At 60.1% G+C, this 16,845-nt stretch carries 12 protein-coding genes and 4 tRNA genes; 4 read left to right on the plus strand and 12 right to left on the minus strand.

Annotation, left to right across the window (positions count from 1 at the left end; translation table 11 throughout):
* Positions 1–19 precede the first annotated feature (19 nt).
* The 3 genes from CKW14_RS04600 (at position 20) to CKW14_RS04610 (ending at position 6,035) form a co-directional block, all read left to right on the plus strand.
* Positions 20–904, plus strand: coding sequence for a LysR family transcriptional regulator (locus CKW14_RS04600; RefSeq protein WP_095124821.1), 885 nt, complete (start codon positions 20–22; stop codon positions 902–904).
* Between the two features lie 74 nt (positions 905–978).
* The gene (locus CKW14_RS04605) at positions 979–4,257 is read left to right on the plus strand and encodes a PAS domain S-box protein (RefSeq protein ID WP_095124823.1); all 3,279 of its coding nucleotides are present in this window, start codon (positions 979–981) and stop codon (positions 4,255–4,257) included.
* Between the two features lie 86 nt (positions 4,258–4,343).
* Complete coding sequence (locus CKW14_RS04610) at positions 4,344–6,035, plus strand: molecular chaperone HscC (protein WP_095124824.1); 1,692 nt, start codon at positions 4,344–4,346, stop codon at positions 6,033–6,035.
* Here CKW14_RS04610 and CKW14_RS04615 read toward each other — a convergent pair.
* From CKW14_RS04615 to gltX, 12 genes are all read right to left on the minus strand, one after another.
* Positions 6,032–8,698 (minus strand): DUF805 domain-containing protein, encoded by a 2,667-nt coding sequence (locus CKW14_RS04615; RefSeq protein WP_095124826.1) that lies wholly within the window; start codon positions 8,696–8,698, stop codon positions 6,032–6,034. The genes CKW14_RS04610 and CKW14_RS04615 overlap by 4 nt on opposite strands.
* The gene (locus CKW14_RS04620) at positions 8,695–9,390 is read right to left on the minus strand and encodes a DUF1266 domain-containing protein (RefSeq protein WP_095047658.1); all 696 of its coding nucleotides are present in this window, start codon (positions 9,388–9,390) and stop codon (positions 8,695–8,697) included. Before CKW14_RS04620 ends, CKW14_RS04615 begins: the two co-directional genes overlap by 4 nt.
* 189 nt (positions 9,391–9,579) lie before the next feature.
* Positions 9,580–10,026 (minus strand): Hsp20 family protein, encoded by a 447-nt coding sequence (locus CKW14_RS04625; protein WP_093432063.1) that lies wholly within the window; start codon positions 10,024–10,026, stop codon positions 9,580–9,582.
* A 121-nt stretch (positions 10,027–10,147) separates the two neighbouring features.
* The gene (locus tag CKW14_RS04630; RefSeq protein WP_038363617.1) at positions 10,148–11,107 is read right to left on the minus strand and encodes a tRNA-dihydrouridine synthase; all 960 of its coding nucleotides are present in this window, start codon (positions 11,105–11,107) and stop codon (positions 10,148–10,150) included.
* 162 nt (positions 11,108–11,269) lie between these two features.
* Positions 11,270–11,707: a thioesterase family protein gene (locus tag CKW14_RS04635; protein ID WP_095047659.1), complete on the minus strand. Its 438-nt coding sequence runs from the start codon at positions 11,705–11,707 to the stop codon at positions 11,270–11,272.
* Positions 11,708–11,753: 46 nt separating this feature from the next.
* The gene (locus tag CKW14_RS04640; protein ID WP_095124827.1) at positions 11,754–12,587 is read right to left on the minus strand and encodes an alpha/beta fold hydrolase; all 834 of its coding nucleotides are present in this window, start codon (positions 12,585–12,587) and stop codon (positions 11,754–11,756) included.
* 30 nt (positions 12,588–12,617) lie between these two features.
* Positions 12,618–13,157 carry a TetR/AcrR family transcriptional regulator gene (locus CKW14_RS04645; protein ID WP_007913421.1) on the minus strand — a complete coding sequence of 180 codons (540 nt, stop codon included), beginning with the start codon at positions 13,155–13,157 and terminating at the stop codon, positions 12,618–12,620.
* A gap of 182 nt (positions 13,158–13,339) precedes the next feature.
* A tRNA-Glu gene (locus CKW14_RS04650) sits at positions 13,340–13,415 on the minus strand.
* A 78-nt stretch (positions 13,416–13,493) separates the two neighbouring features.
* Positions 13,494–13,569: transfer RNA gene (locus tag CKW14_RS04655), tRNA-Ala, on the minus strand.
* Between the two features lie 53 nt (positions 13,570–13,622).
* Positions 13,623–13,698 (minus strand) — tRNA-Glu (locus CKW14_RS04660).
* A 79-nt stretch (positions 13,699–13,777) separates the two neighbouring features.
* Positions 13,778–13,853: transfer RNA gene (locus tag CKW14_RS04665), tRNA-Ala, on the minus strand.
* Positions 13,854–14,055: 202 nt separating this feature from the next.
* Positions 14,056–15,537 (minus strand): glutamate--tRNA ligase, encoded by a 1,482-nt coding sequence (gltX, locus tag CKW14_RS04670; RefSeq protein WP_095124828.1) that lies wholly within the window; start codon positions 15,535–15,537, stop codon positions 14,056–14,058.
* Positions 15,538–15,765: 228 nt separating this feature from the next.
* Here gltX and CKW14_RS04675 point away from each other — a divergent pair, with 228 nt between their 5' ends.
* Entirely contained in the window at positions 15,766–16,815 is a 1,050-nt protein-coding gene (locus CKW14_RS04675; protein WP_095124829.1) for an HlyD family secretion protein, read from the plus strand.
* Positions 16,816–16,845 lie beyond the last annotated feature (30 nt).

Raw genomic sequence — 16,845 nt, forward strand, 5'->3', positions numbered from 1 at the left:
AACCAACTGGAATACGAACATGGATCTGGCCAACCTCAACGCTTTTATCGCGATTGCCGAGACCGGCAGCTTCTCCGGCGCCGGCGAACGGCTACACCTGACGCAGCCGGCGATCAGCAAACGCATCGCCGGGCTGGAGCAGCAATTGAAAGTACGCCTGTTCGATCGGCTGGGCCGCGAAGTCGGCCTGACCGAGGCCGGCCGCGCCCTGTTGCCGCGGGCTTATCAGATTCTCAATGTGCTGGACGACACCCGGCGCGCCCTGACCAACCTGACGGGCGAAGTCAGCGGGCGCCTGACCCTGGCCACCAGTCACCACATCGGCTTGCACCGCTTGCCGCCGCTGTTAAGGGAATTCACCCGCCGTTACCCACAGGTGGCGCTGGATATTCAGTTCCTCGATTCGGAAGTGGCCTACGAGGAAATTCTCCATGGCCGCGCCGAACTGGCGGTCATCACCCTCGCGCCGGAGCCGCACGCACTGGTCAAAGCCACGCCGGTGTGGGACGACCCGCTGGACTTTGTGGTCGCCCCGGAGCATTCGCTGATCAATAACGGCGCCGTCAGCCTGGCGGACATTGCCGGTCATCCGGCGGTTTTCCCCGGTGGCAACACCTTTACCCACCATATTGTCCAACGGTTATTCGAGGCTCAGGGCCTGACGCCGAACATCGCCATGAGCACCAACTACCTGGAAACCATCAAGATGATGGTCTCGATTGGCCTGGCCTGGAGCGTTTTGCCGCGCACCATGCTCGATGAGCAGGTGGCGAGCATCGCTTTACCGGGCATACAGCTCACTCGCCAGCTAGGCTATATCCTGCACACCGAACGGACGCTATCGAATGCGGCAAAAGCCTTTATGGCACTGCTGGACGCACAAATCGATCTGCCAGGGACTTGAGGCCAACTTGTGCTACTCCTATAGAGCCGCTGCCCCTGTGCCTAACGCCACCATCAGCTCAAGGCCTGTCCACAATGCCGAAATCTGTTGACCGAATTCCGCCGATGCCGCGTATTCAGGCGATTGACCCGCGACATTCCGAGCAGAGCTGGGAGAGCGCGCCGCAATTGCTGGCGGCGCTCAACGGCGCGCGGCTCGGCGCCTGGTATTGGGACATCGAGCGCGGGCAGATCAGTTGGTCGCGTGGCACCCAGGCCTTGTTCGGCTTCGACCCGCGCCAGCCGTTGCCCGCAGACCTTGAATACCTTGATCTGCTGCCCCCGGAAGACCGCGCGAAAACCGTTCGCGCCTTCCACGCGGTGATTGCCGGGGCGCCGCTGGAACAAGCGATGCACCACCGCATCCGCTGGCCTGACGGCAGCCTGCACTGGCTGGAGATCAGCGGCAGTCTGCTGCCGGATAAAAACGGCCGCCCCCGAATGATCGGGGTGATTCGCGAAATCACCCACCAGCGCCAGCGCGAACAGGCGCTGAGCAGTTCGGAGAAACGTTTCGCGACACTTTTTCACCTGTGCCCGAACATGGTCCTGCTGACCCGTCAGGAAGACGGGCTGATCACCGAAGCCAATCAGTATTTCGAAAGCCTGTTCGGCTGGCCGGTGCAAAACGCTATTGGCCGCACCACGCTGGAACTGGGCCTGTGGGTGCACCCCGAGCAGCGCGCCGAACTGGTCAAGAAGACCAACACCAAGGGCGAACTGATCAGCATGGAGGTGCAGTTTCGCGCCAGCAACGGGCAAGTTCACGATGGCATTCTCAGTGCGCAAAAAGTCGAACTTGAAGGCCAGCCGTATCTGCTCAGCACCTTCCTCGACACCACCGAACGCAAAGCCGCCGAACACGCCTTGAAGGACAGCCAGGAACGCCTCGACCTGGCGCTGGACTCCGCGCAACTCGGCACCTGGGACTGGCACATCCCCAGCGGCATGCTCTACGGCTCGGCCCGCGCCGCGCAACTGCACGGGCTCGAACCGATACCGTTTCATGAATCGTTCGAAGAGTTTTTCGAAGGCGTGCCCGGCGAAGAGCGCGACAGCATGCGCGACGCCTACCGCAGCCTGCGCGAAGGCCCGGCGGGCAATTATCAACTGACTTATCGCGTGCAATTGCCGGACGGCAGTTCGCGCTATCTGGAAAGCCGCGCCCGCCTCTACCGCGACGACAACGGCGCACCGCTGCGCATGGCCGGCACCCTGCTCGACATCACCGATCAGGTCGAGCGTGAACAGCGGCTGGTGGCCTCGGAAGAGAAATTTGCCACGCTGTTCCAGGTCAGCCCGGACCCGATCTGCGTCACCCGCCAAGACAGCGGCGAGTTCATCGAGATCAATAACAGTTTTACCCAGACTTTCGGCTGGAGCGCCGCCGACGTTATCGGCCACACCGCCGAAGAAATCGGCCTGTGGGACGCCTCGGCAAAAAGCCTGCAACGGATTGAACGGGTCATCCGCGAACAGGGCTTGAGCAATGTCGCGATCATCGTGCAACACAAGGACGGCCAGTCGCTGACCTGTGTGATTTCCAGCCGGCAGATCAGCGTCGGCGACCAGGCTTGTATCGTCACCACTCTGCGCGACATCACCCAGCAGCAGCGCTCGGAAGCAGCGCTGAAAGCCAGTGAGGAGAAATTCGCCAAGGCGTTCCACTCCAGCCCCGACGCAATCACCATCACCGAGCGCGACACCGGGCGTTATCTGGAGGTCAACGACGGCTTCTGCCGTCTCACTGGCTATCGCGCTGAAGAAGTCGTGGGCAAAACGGTTTATCAGGTGGGTATTTGGGCTGAAGAGAAACAGCGTTCAGCATTACTCGCCGAATTGCAGATCAAGGGTCGCGTGCACCATCAGGAAATGCTCGGGCGCAACAAACGCGGGGAAATGCTGACGGTAGAAGTCTCGGTCGAGCCGATCACCCTCAATGAAACCGCGTGCCTGCTGCTGACCGCCCGAGACGTCAGCCTGCTGAAAAACGCCGAAGCGCAGATTCGTCATCTGGCCTATCACGACCCGCTGACCAACCTGCCCAACCGCGCTTTGCTGATGGATCGCCTGAGCCAGCAGATCGCCCTGCTCAAGCGCCACAATCTGCGCGGCGCGCTACTGTTTCTCGACCTCGACCATTTCAAGCACATCAACGATTCCCTCGGCCATCCGGTCGGCGACACCGTGCTGAAGATCATTACCGCGCGGCTCGAAGCCAGCGTGCGCATGGAAGACACGGTCGCGCGCCTCGGCGGCGATGAGTTTGTCGTACTGCTCAGCGGCCTCGAAGGCTCGCGCAATGAAGTCAGCGCGCAAGTGCGCAATCTGGCCGACACTCTGCGCGAATTGTTGTCGGAACCGATGTTCCTCGACGGCCAGCGCCTGCAAGTGACGCCGAGCATCGGCGTGGCGCTGATTCCCGATCATGGCTCGACGCCGACCGACCTGCTCAAGCGCGCCGACATCGCGCTGTACCGAGCCAAGGATTCCGGGCGCAACACCACGCAGATGTACCACAACACCATGCAGAAAGCGGCCAGCGAACGGCTGCGCATGGAGACCGACCTGCGCCTGGCGCTGTCGCGCGGTGAGTTCAACGTGCACTTTCAGCCGCAGGTGGATGCCCGCGACAACCGCATCATCGGTGCCGAAGCCCTGGTGCGCTGGAATCACCCGGAACTGGGCGCGCAGTCGCCTACCGAGTTCATCAAAGTGCTGGAAGACAGCGGCCTGATTCTCGAAGTCGGCACCTGGATCCTCGACGAAGCCTGCAATGCCTTCAAACAACTGATTGCGCTGAAACTGGTCGACCCGCTGAATTTCAGCCTGTGCGTGAACATCAGTCCACGGCAGTTCCGCCAGAACGACTTCGTCGAACGCATCGAGCACAGCATGAGCAGCCACGGCCTGCCGTGCTCGTTGCTGAAACTGGAAATCACCGAAGGCATCGTCATCCAGAACCTCGAAGACACCATCAGTAAAATGCGCCGGCTGAAAAAGCTCGGTGTGAGCTTTGCGATGGATGACTTCGGCACCGGTTATTCGTCGCTGACCTATCTCAAGCGCCTGCCGGTGGACACGTTGAAAATCGATCAATCGTTTATTCGCGATGCCACGACCGATCCGAACGATGCCGAGATCATTCGCGCGATCGTCGCCATGGCGCGCAGTCTGGAGCTGGAGGTGATTGCCGAGGGCGTGGAAACCCCGGAGCAATTGGCGTTCCTGCAAGGCTTGGGCTGCCATTTGTATCAGGGTTATCTGCACAGTCGACCGGTTGCTCTGGAGGATCTGAAAAAGCTCCTGCCATAACCGGTGCACGTTGCAACAGACGCACAATTGCCACGGTTTGCGGCAACCTGTAGGGTCGCGGTTTTTGCGCCGTTTCGAGATCTTTCATGCAGGATGCAACCCTCCCCCGCCCGGCTCTGCTGGGCATCGACCTTGGCACCACCAACAGTCTGATCGCCGTCTGGCAGGACGGTCAGGCCCGACTGATTCCCAACGCCCTGGGTGATGTGCTGACGCCATCAGTAGTCAGTATTGATGAAGACGACACGATTCTGGTCGGTAAAGCCGCGCGCGCGCGCCTGACCACGCACCCTGATCGCACCGCTGCAGCGTTCAAGCGCTTCATGGGCAGCGATAAACAAGTCCAGCTCGGTACACGTCAGTTCAGCCCGGAAGAGTTGTCGGCGCTGGTACTCGGCTCACTCAAGCAGGACGCCGAAGCCTTTCTCGGCCACGCGGTTTCGGAAGCAGTGATTTCCGTGCCGGCGTACTTCAGCGACGAACAACGCAAACGCACGCTGTTTGCCGCCGAACTGGCTGGGCTCTCGGTGACACGCCTGATCAACGAGCCGACCGCCGCCGCGATGGCTTACGGGCTGCATGAACAGAAATTCGAACGCACGCTGATCTTCGATCTGGGCGGCGGCACCTTCGACGTCACGGTACTGGAATACGCGTTGCCACTGATCGAAGTGCACGCCTCCACCGGCGACAACTTTCTCGGCGGCGAAGACTTCACTGCCGCGCTGTTGCAGGCCTGCCTGAAGCACTGGCAACTGACCCCGGCCATGGTCGATGCGCAAAGCATGGCCAGCCTCGGCGACGCGCTGGAGCAACTGAAATGCAAACTCGGCGAAGGCATTCAACAACTGAGCTGGCGTCATGCTGACCAGACGTTCGAACGGTCGCTGGACGAAGCCGCTGCGGTGAAAATCTGGGAGCCGTTGCTGGCGCGTTTGCGCGCGCCGATCGAACAGGCCCTGCGCGATGCCCGACTCAAGCCGCGCGACCTCGACAGCCTGGTACTGGTCGGCGGCGCGACGCGCATGCCGGCGGTGCAGCAAATGGTCGCCACGCTGTTCGGGCGCCTGCCTTACCGGCATCTTGATCCGGATACCATTGTTGCGCTCGGGGCGGCGACGCAAGCGGCGTGCAAGGCGCGTGACGGGGCGGTTGAAGAGTTGATTCTGACGGATGTCTGCCCTTACACGCTGGGCATTTCGACCATGCGCGGCGAAGACATCAAAGGCGCTTTCTCGCCCATCATCGAGCGCAATACCATCATTCCGACCTCAAGGGTGGAGCGTTACCACACGACATCTCCACGGCAGGAAGTCATTCGTATTGCGGTCTATCAGGGCGAACGTCCGTGGGTACGCGACAACATTTTTATCGATGCTTTCGATGTCACGCTGACGCCCAGCGATGATATCCAGGCGCTGGATGTGCGCTTCAGTTATGACATCAACGGTTTGCTCGAAGTTGACGTCACCCTGCCAGGGACGGGCGAACGCCACAGCCACAGCATTGACCGCAGCCCGACCGGACTCGATGCGCAATCGCGGCAAACCAGTCATGAACGCTTGAGTACACTGAAAATTCACCCCCGCGACACTCTGCCCAACCGAACCCTGCTGGCTCGACTGGAACGGGCGTGGACGCAGAGTCTGGGCGAAGAACGCCAGCGGATTGCCGACTGGCTGGACAGTTTCACCACGGTGCTGGGCGGCCAGCGATCGGAAGAAATCGCCAGCCACCGCTCACAACTCAACAAGGTACTGGATGAGTTGCGCCTCTAGCCGATAAGTCGCCGCAAGGTCGCCTGCAAACCACCGGACAAGGTGTCTTCACCGCCACTGTCCGGTGGCACGCCATAACGATTGGGCAGCTTCTCTCCGGGAAAACCGAACAGTATCAGCGGCAGGAACGGCAACACCGGCGCCAGCATTACCAAAATCAGTAACATCGGAATGCCCCGCCCCATGTCATGCAAACGGCGCAGGACCGCACCGAGCAGAAACGCCAGGCCCAGTAGCAACACGACGATGCCGGACACGGGCGTACCGCTGAGCAACGCCGCCACGGGCGTCACCAGCAACGCGCCAATCACCTGCCAGATAAACGCCCCGCGCCCCAGCCGGGTACCCAGGCGCCAGAACGCTCCGGCGGGGGTTGGACGGGTCTCTGCCTTGGCCAGCAGCAAACGCTCAGACCACGACAGCAATGCGCTGAATGCGAAGCGCAGACCGAGTCCATTCTCCGGGTCATCCTTGGCCCGCTGCATGCGCAACAGAACTTTCTGCCTTGGCACGCCCAGATTGCCAAAACGCACCAGATCCTTCAGCACATCCAGCGCCAGGTAAAAGGCGTCGCTGACACCCTCCTCCGTGAGAGCCTCACGGGGCGGGTGAACAGGCTCACCCTTGATCAGACTGTGACGGAAGCCGTCGAACCAGTCCTGAGGATTGACCACCTCGGTGATACTTTCCAGCAGGTATTTGCGCTGTTGCGCAGTGAGCAACGGGTCGTGGTAAAGGACTCCACCCAAGAGCATGCGCCCGAGCAAATCTTCGTTGAAGCTGGCGATGTCGCTGCGCATGCACTCGAACAAACGGTCATTACCCAACAGCCGAGTGCTGTCGAGCGCCTCATGCACACTGAACAACTTGCGCGCGAGCAGCGAGTGCACCGGATCCGCTGCTTGCAGCCAGCCGAGCAGGCCACTGGCACAGCCCTGCTCGCGATTCAGGCGACAGAGCAGCGGCTGCAAACGGGCCAAGGGGTGTTCACGCGCAATATTCATGGTGTCGACGCAGTGTGCCGATTGCGCGTCCAGCCAACGCGTCGGATCGTCGAGGGTGGCCAGCAGGTAAATCGCCTGACGATGCCATTCCCAGACATCAGAATAGCTATCGACGGCCGGAAGCAGCATGCCTTGCGCGGCCAGTTGCGCTTGCAACTTGAACCCCGCAAGCCGTTCGTCACGTTTGTCGAGACTGAACGCTTCGGCAAGCCGCGCCAGCGATCGGGCGTCGTAAGTGCGCAAACGGCGCATCCACAGCAGGCTGAGCTCAAGCGGTTCGCCCTTTTCCAGCGCCGGCGGCAGTGTCGAGTCACTGGCCAGAAACGCTTCCAGGGCCTGAGGAATCGGCGCCCGGGTCAACCAGCAGATCTGCTGCCCGGCCTGATACTGCAAGCCTTCCAGCACCAGTTGATCGAGCACATCCTCCGGCTCGGATGCCTCCATGATGCGTCGCAGCAATGGCACATCACCACGGTGCAAAGCCCAGGCATGCTGGTAAAGCGTTTGCAGCGGCCGGTCATCACTGTCAATGATCAGCGCCGCCAACAACGGCAACTCGTCACCACTGATACGCCATTCGACAAATGCACCGGCAATGTCCTGCAACTCGAGTTGCCTGGCCCTAAACCAACGCCCGAGTGTCTCCGGGCGCTGCGATGGACTGCCGTACTCTTGGCTGACATCGCTCAGATCCTCGGACCAGTCGCGGAAGTTTTCCAGACGATCAAAGGCCTGAATCAGCAGCGGCAGGCGCTGAGGCTGATGTCGCGCGCACAATGCCAGTAACCACGTCGCCGCTTTCGGATGCTGATGTTCGCGCCAGAGCCGCACCCACGCCTGCAGTGCCAACTCTTCCATTCCCAGCGCACTGCGCTGACAGGCCAACAGATACAGCCAGTCGACATCTTCAGGTGCAAGCCGGTGCTGCTCGCTGATAATGTCGAGAAAGTCTTTGTTGGCGATATCAGCCTGACTGAACTGTATGGCCAGGCGTTGTAATAACCCGTCATCAGCAGGCAGCGGGATGCAAGTGTGCAGGCCGGCGAAATGACGGTAGTCGTCGAGCGACGCCTCTCGGTGCAGGTGATTCAGGGTGCGCACATACCAGAGAGTTTCCAGTTGCGCGACAGCGGGCCAATGGCTCATCAACGAGGTGTCGAACGGATCCGCCGCGCTGATCCGCTGCAAAAACTCGTCGACATGCCGTGCGTTGTCGAAATCCAGATCCAGCATGCGGCTTGCCCATCCCAGGCGCTGGGCCAACAAACGGGCGCAGACATGGGAAATCGGGCCGGCGTCGAGCAACTCACGTAGCAATGGCCAGCAAACTTCGTCCAGTACCTCCAGCGGCAGACGGTCCAGCTCAAGGTTGAATGCCTGCCAGGCCACCGGGTGAAAGCGACGCGCTGGATCAAGCAGCAATGCTTCAAAGTCGGCCATCGTCTGATCGGCAGGACTGACCTCACCTGCAACCGGTTGATCCGGTTCCTCGGCTTCCTCGCGGGCAAAGCGTAGTGCCAGTTCATAGGCCTCACGCAACGCCTGAAAACCTTCCGGATCGGTTTCCGGGTGGTGCTGCGGCAAGCGCGCGCGATAGGCGCCGCGAATGACGTCGTTGTCTTTGGTGGGCTCGATACCCAAGCGAATCCAGCAGCTCATGACCAGTCGAACTCCCCTAGCGAATCAGGCCGCTCGGGTGGATGCAGGGGCATGTCCCACGGCAATTGTGCGAACAGCGCGCGCGCATCACGATCAAGCTTGCTGATGACCACGGTGGTGCCTATGTAATCGCCTTGCCGGTCATATTCGTGTTCCAGCTCTTCATCCTTGTTGCCCAGGCAATGCCAGAAGGCTTTGCCGAAGACAAAGCCGTTAAGGTAGCTCGTCCAACTGTCGTAGTAGTAGCGCGCGCGTGCCGCCATGCGACCATGCAGCCAAAGGCTTTCGGTGAGATCGATCCAGCCGTGCAGCACCGCAGAACGCAGCAGAAAACCCATGCGGCCAAGGTCCCAGGCACGGATGCCACCTGAACCGCACTCGCCAAATGTGCGACTGGCGAATTCGTAGAAAGCTCGCTGGCGAGTGTCGAGTGTTGCGAGCAAGGCCTGCCATTCGGACGGCAGACACCGCTCCCATTGCCGATAGGCTTCGTTCAACTGCGTAGCGTGGCCGTCATCGGCAGTACGCAGCATGTCCAACAGTTGTTCGCGCGTAGTGATGCCCCAACCACCTTCGACATCGACATGTTTGAGGTCAAAGCAATAGGTGGGTGCGGTGTAATCGGCGTCGGGATTGAGGGCGACCAAAGGCGCAGAAAGCGCGTATAGCCAGCGCTGTTCCATTTCGTCCATGAACAAAGGCTCCGGGGCCAGCGGGAATTAGGGAGTGCCGGCTTTGTTGGCGCGGATTGTAAAGAGCCACAGAGGCAGCGGCAAACGTTGCGTCCGCTTTCTTTGCGCGCACAAAAAAGGCCCCGACGTATCGGGGCCTTCATTCAGCGGCTCATCGCCGGTTCAGACGATTGTGTTGCGGCACATGACTCAGTGCTGCAACGCCGGCTTCTCCACCCCGTTGATCGGGATGCGTTTGGCTTTCGCTTCTTCCGGGATCACTCGCAACAGGTCGATGCTCAGCAGACCGTTTTTCAGATCCGCAGCCTTGATCTCGATGTGATCGGCCAGGCGGAAGGACAGCTTGAAAGCACGTTGGGCGATGCCCTGGTGCAGGAAGGTCACGCCTTCGTTGGCATCACGCTTGCCGCCACTGATGGTCAGCACACCTTTCTCGACTTGCAGTTCCAGGTCTTCTTCCTGGAAACCGGCTGCCGCTACGACAATGCGGTATTGGTCATCACCGTGCTTTTCGACGTTGTAAGGTGGGTAGCTGCTGCCTGGCTCGTTGCGCAGGGCGGTTTCGAACAGGTCGTTGAAACGGTCGAAACCTACCGAGGAACGGAACAGTGGCGCGAGGGAAAATGCAGTACTCATGGTTCAAATCTCCTGAAAACAATCAGCAAGGTTTTTTGACTCCGCGACCCGAATTCGGCATCGCGTACCCCTTAGATAGGGACCGCTGAAATGATTTCAAGAGATTATTTGCAGATTTTTTTCAGGCCGCTTCAGCCACTGGCAGACCGAGCAGACGCGAGACATGATCCGGCTCAGTTTCACGACGCAGAACGGTGAACAGCTCGGCAGCCTCGGGATAATTGCGCGTCAGCATGGCCAGCCATTGCTTCAAGCGGCCTGGCGATTGGCGTGCAGTCATCTGCGCTTTGGCTTGCAGCCAGAAGTCCTGGATCAGCGGCATCAGCTCGGCCCAGGTCATCTCAACCACTTCTTCACCAGCGCGAGCGGCAGCGATCTGTTTGGCCAGATCCGGGCGCGAGACCAGACCGCGACCGAGCATGATGTCTTCCACGCCACTGATTTCGCGGCAACGCCGCCAGTCTTCGACGCTCCAGATATCACCGTTGGCGAACACCGGGACTTTGACCACCTCCTGCACGCGCGGAATCCACTCCCAATGCGCCGGCGGCTTGTAGCCGTCCATTTTGGTTCGGGCATGAACCACAATGTGCTCGGCGCCGCCTTCAGCCAGCGCAGTGGCGCAGACCAGCGAACCGTCGGGGCTGTCGAAGCCCAGGCGCATTTTTGCGGTGACGGGAATGTGCGCGGGTACAGCGCGACGCACGTGCTCGACGATCTGGTTAAGCAGCTCCGGCTCTTTGAGCAGTACCGCGCCGCCACGGGACTTGTTCACGGTCTTGGCCGGGCAGCCGAAGTTGAGGTCGATGACTTCGGAGCCGAGTTCGCAGGCCAGTGCAGCGTTTTCCGCCAGGCAAACCGGGTCGGAACCGAGCAATTGCACGCGCAATGGCACACCGGAGGCGGTGCGGGCACCGTTGAGCAACTCCGGGCCGAACTTGTGGAAATAGGCCGGCGTGAGCAACTGGTCGTTGACCCGAATGAACTCGGTCACACACCAGTCGATGCCGCCAACGCGGGTCAGCACGTCGCGGAGAATGTCGTCGACCAACCCCTCCATGGGCGCCAGAGCAATTTGCATGGGAAAACACTACTTGAAGAAAAACGTGCGGCAGTTTACTGGATATCGCGCAAATCCGCAGATCCCTTGTAGGAGCTGCCGAAGGCTGCGATCTTTTGATTTTGCTGTTTGCAGATCAAGATCAAAAGATCGCAGCCTTCGGCAGCTCCTACAGGGATCGGGTCAGGCTAGTGCCAGGATCGCCGGTCCGTAGCCCTCGACGAACTCGGCCGGCATGCGCTTTGGCTTGCCCGTGGACAGCTCGATACAGACAAACGTGGTCTGCGCGCGCAACAACGTGGTGTTGTCGCTCGGGCGCTTGAGCTGGAAATGCCGGGTCATCTTCAAGCGTTGATCCCAATCGACAATCCAGGTTGCCAATTGCAGTTCGTCGCCTTCATAGGCGGCGGCGAGATAATCGATCTCGTGACGGACCACGGCCATCGCCCGATCCAGTCGCCGATACTCGACCAGATCCAGGCCCAGACGCTGCGAGTGGCGCCAGGCGCAGCGCTCGAGCCAGGTCACGTATACGGCGTTATTCGCGTGGCCCAACCCGTCGATATCCTCAGCGCCTACTTGCAGATCAATGGTAAACGGCGTTGCCCGATCCCAACCCATGCCCCACTCCTGGTCAAAGTATTCAACCGGAGCAGTGTAACGGAGCTCAGGCCGATTGGCGCGCCTGAAGGCTGCGGCCGGCCAGCAGTGATAACACGCCATCAATCACCCGAGGGTCGGCTAGCACGCGCTGGTGCCCGCCGCCTTCAAGACGCAATAGGCGACTGTCGAACCAGGATTCGTGGATCAGTTGCGATTCCTTGACCGAGACGAAATTGTCGTCCTCGGCATGCACGATCAGGCCGGGCATATCCAGTTGATAGTGGGCAACGTCGAGCGTCGCGGCGCGCATACCGACATCTTGCTCGACCTGACGGATGAAGGCGGAGCGCGCTCGCGGCGGCATACCGACGTAGCGGGCGAAACCGCGCAGTACACCCAGAATTCGCGCAGGTGCGGCGATGCTGACGAGGGTTTCGGTGCGCAAGCCCAGTTGCACGGCGAGCATGGCGCTGGCGCCGCCCATGGAGTGACCGATCACCGCTTGCAATGGCGGCAACTCGGCAGCGGCTTCGAGCATTGCCCGAGCGAACAACACGACATTGGCTTCACGCCCCGGCGAACGACCGTGAGCCGGACCATCCAACGCGACGACGGTATACCCGGCATCGACCAGCGCAGTAATCAGCGCGGCGAACTGGGTTGGCCGCCCTTCCCAGCCGTGCATCAGCAGCACTGTCGGGCCTTGGCCCCAGCGCAGCGCCGAGAGGCCAAAGCGCAAAGTGATGCGTTCGGAACTGGCCAGCAGCGGCAACTCCCAATCACGAAGAGGCAGCGAACGTGGCGTCATGAATGCCAGACGCATTTTGCTCGCCACGCGTTTCGGTGCAATCCAGCCCAAGGTGCCATTAACGCCACGAACCCACTTCAACGTGTTCATCGCTCTCTCCTCAGGCGTGTTGCCTTCAGGTCAACGCACCGCCGACTTAGCAGCGCGCAGCAATCGATCGGATAAATCTCCCGGGCCGAGCGCTCTTGCGAGTGCCAGACCACCCACCATCAAGGCCACGTCGGCCAGGGCTTTGTCGGTGTCCTCGGGGCTGGACGCCAACTGCGCAATCATCAATTCCAGGTGCTCGTTCAGCGCGATGCGGAACGATTCCGGCAAACGCCCCAGCTCGCCGATCGACGCTGGAATCGGGCATGCCGCGTCGCTGGAATCACGATGCTTGCGCGACAGGTAAAACGCGGCGACCAAGGCGCGGCGCTCTTCCCCGGTCAGTTCGGCATCCATGTCGGCAATCAGGTCGCGGCGGCGGCCGAGAAGCTGCTTGAACGCTTCCAGCATCATCGCGTCCTTGCTTTCGAAGTGCGCATAGAAACCGCCAACGGTCAGGCCGGCCGCGCCCATCACTTCGCCCACGCTAGGGTCAGCCGGGCCACGCTGGATCAGTGCGGCGCTGGCAGCCTTGAGGATGCGTTCGCGGGTTTGAGCTTTTTTATCGTTCATCGTTGCCTCCGAATATTACGACTAGAATATTATTCGCATAATAATATTCCGCAAGTCAAGGATATGACCGCTGGTCTGATGCACAGTGTAAGGAAAAAGGAGAATTGGCCAAACGCCAGACAAACAAAAGGGCCATTCAATAATTGAATGACCCTTATAAAATCCCGCAGAGCGGGTAATCGTGGCGTCCCCTAGGGGACTCGAACCCCTGTTACCGCCGTGAAAGGGCGGTGTCCTAGGCCACTAGACGAAGGGGACACAAACCTTCTATACAACTGATCAGCGCTGAGAACTGATCGATTCAAGGCCGGTGTGGCCAGACCTTGAACTGTAAATTGGTGGAGCTAAGCGGGATCGAACCGCTGACCTCCTGCATGCCATGCAGGCGCTCTCCCAGCTGAGCTATAGCCCCGGATTTTTCGCCTCGCGGCGGAGTGACATTTTGCAACATCACTTCTGTAAAACTGGCGTCCCCTAGGGGACTCGAACCCCTGTTACCGCCGTGAAAGGGCGGTGTCCTAGGCCACTAGACGAAGGGGACGCAAACCCTTCTATACAACTGATCAACGCTGAGTGTTGATCGCTTCGGAGCCGGTGTGGCCAGGCTTCGAAGTGTAAATTGGTGGAGCTAGACGGGATCGAACCGTCGACCTCTTGCATGCCATGCAAGCGCTCTCCCAGCTGAGCTATAGCCCCTCATCGTTGATGTCATCGCTGAGGACGGGGCGAATCTTAAGGGCGTATCGAAAGCCTGTCAAACTTATTTTTGAAAAATTTCAAAATTTTTCGTCGGCATAACAATCACTTACCGCCCTCCCCCCGTAAATTCGGGAGAAGCGCCGAAGGCACGATCAAAAGATCGCAGCCTTCGGCAGCTCCTGCACAAAGCCGCAAGCGCTTAGGCGATAGCGCCCAGCAGCTTTTCCCACTCTTTGTTTTCTTTCTTCGACACGCCACCCAGCAGGTCAATCGCCTGCCGCAGACGATAACGGGTCAGATCCGGGCCAAGGATTTCCATGGCATCGAGCACCGAGACGGAACTCGCCTGACCGGTGATCGCAGCAAACATCAGCGGCATCGCATCGCGCAGTTTCAACTCCAGCGATTCGACCACGGCCTGAATCGTCGCGGTGATGTTGTCCTTCTCCCACTGACGCAGGCTTTCCAGCTTCCACAGGATCAACTGCATCAACTGGCGAACCTGATCGCCCGAAAGCTTTTTCGATTCAAACAGCTTGGCATCCGGATTGACGCCGCCGGCGAAGAAGAACCCGCCCAACGGGGCAACCTGGCTGAAGGTTTCAACGCGGCCCTGAACGTGCGGCGCGATCTTCATCATGTATTCGGAATTGAACGCCCACTTCTGCACGCGTGCAGCGAACTCTTCCACCGGCAGATCACGCAGCCACTGGCCGTTGAGCCACGACAGCTTCTCGATGTCGAAGATCGGCCCGCCCAGCGAGACACGCTTGAGATCGAAGTTGTCGACCATTTCCTGCAGCGAGAACTTCTCGCGCTCGTCCGGCATCGACCAGCCCATGCGGCCGAGGTAGTTGAGCATCGCTTCCGGCATGAAGCCCATGCGCTCGTAGAATGTCACCGAGGTAGGGTTCTTGCGCTTGGACAGCTTGCTCTTGTCCGGGTTACGCAGCAGCGGCATGTAGCACAGCTCTGGTTGCTCCCAGCCGAAGTACTCGTAAAGCAGAATCAGTTTCGGTGCCGATGGCAGCCACTCTTCGCCCCGCAGCACGTGGGTGATGCCCATCAGGTGGTCGTCAACCACATTGGCGAGGAAGTATGTCGGCAGGCCGTCGGTCTTCATCAGCACTTGCATGTCCATGCGATCCCACGGGATCTCGACGTCGCCACGGAGCATGTCCGGCACCACGCAAACGCCTTCACTCGGCACTTTCATGCGGATAACGTGCGGCTCGCCAGCGGCCAGACGGGCGGCGACTTCTTCTTTCGACAGCAACAGTGCGCGGCCGTCGTAGCGCGGGGTCTCGCCGCGAGCCATTTGCTCGGCGCGCATCTGATCCAGCTCTTCAGCGGTGCAGAAGCACGGGAACGCGTGACCCATGTCGACCAGTTGCTGGCAGTACTTCTGATAGATGTCGCCGCGCTCGCTCTGACGGTATGGACCGTGCGGGCCACCAACGTCCGGGCCTTCGCTCCATTCGATACCCAACCAGCGCAGGGCGTCGAAGATCTGCTGTTCGGACTCGCGGGTCGAACGCAACTGGTCGGTGTCTTCGATGCGCAGGATGAACTCACCGCCATGCTGCTTGGCAAAGCAGTAGTTGAACAATGCGATGTAAGCGGTACCTACGTGGGGGTCCCCGGTAGGCGATGGCGCGATGCGAGTGCGGACGGTGGTCATGGCATGTCTCGAAAAGAATGAAAAGCAAAACAATCAAGCGGCGAATGGTAACAGGCGACACCCGCCCCGCTCCAGCGGGCAGGGCATTTAAGCCAAGTTTGCGTCTGGAACGCCCGTAAGCCGTGGTGAATGGGCAAATATCAGCGGATGGCATTTACCGTTTATCGGCTGTATGCCAGATTCGCCTGCTGATAACTTTCCTTACAATTCATCGACTACAGTTTGCCCATGCCTGCCCAACTCAAGCGTCGCCTGTTGATTTTCCTACTGCTCGTCCTGCTGGTCGCCGGGGGCTTTTTCGCCCATTGGTTCTTCAAGGGACGCTTTTATGAAAGCACCGACAACGCTTATGTCCAGGGCGAAATCACCCGTGTCTCGAGCCAGTTGAGCGCGCGCATCGATGAAGTGCTGGTGCAGGACAATCAACACGTGGAAAAAGGCCAGTTGCTGGTGCGCCTCGAACCGAATGACTTCCGTCTGGCCATCGATCGCGCCAATGCCGCCCTCGCCACCCGCGAAGCCGAGCGCCTGCAAGCGCAAAGCAAATTGACTCAGCAAGCCAGTCTGATTGCTTCCAGCGACGCACAAGTGGCAACCACCCAAGCAACGCTCGGGCGCTCGCAGATGGATTTGTCGCGTGCCGAAACCCTGCGCAAGCCCGGTTACGTTTCCGAAGAACGCGTGACCACCCTCTCCGCTGACGCTCATATCGCCCGTTCGCAAGTGGCCAAGGCGCAGGCCGATGCGCAAGGTCAGCGTCAGCAGGTCAACGCCCTGAACGCAGAAATCAAACGCCTCGACGCACAGATCGCCAACGCCCGCGCCGATCTGGCGCAAGCCGAACTCAACCTGACCCGCAGCGAAATCCACGCACCAATCAGTGGTCTGGTCGGCCAGCGCGCCGCCCGTAACGGCCAAGTGGTGCAGGCTGGCGCTTACCTGCTGTCGATCGTCCCGGACGAAGATATCTGGGTGCAGGCCAACTTCAAGGAAACCCAGATCGGCCGCATGCAACCCGGGCAGAAAGCCGAGCTGACCTTCGATGCCTATGGCGACACGCCGATCGAAGCGCGGGTCGACAGCCTGTTCGCCGCGTCCGGCGCGCAATTCAGCCTGCTGCCGCCGGACAACGCCACCGGCAACTTCACCAAAGTCGTGCAACGGATTCCGGTGAAACTGACCTTCAAGGCCGACAACCCGCTGCACGGCAAGATCCGCCCGGGCATGTCCGTCACTGCCAAAGTGAACATCAAAGACGCCCCGGACAATGGCCGGTGATGCACTGATCCGCCCGGTCGGCGAACCGAC

The sequence above is a fragment of the Pseudomonas sp. Irchel s3a12 genome, assembly GCF_900187485.1.
Taxonomy (GTDB): Bacteria; Pseudomonadota; Gammaproteobacteria; order Pseudomonadales; family Pseudomonadaceae; genus Aquipseudomonas; species Aquipseudomonas neuropathica.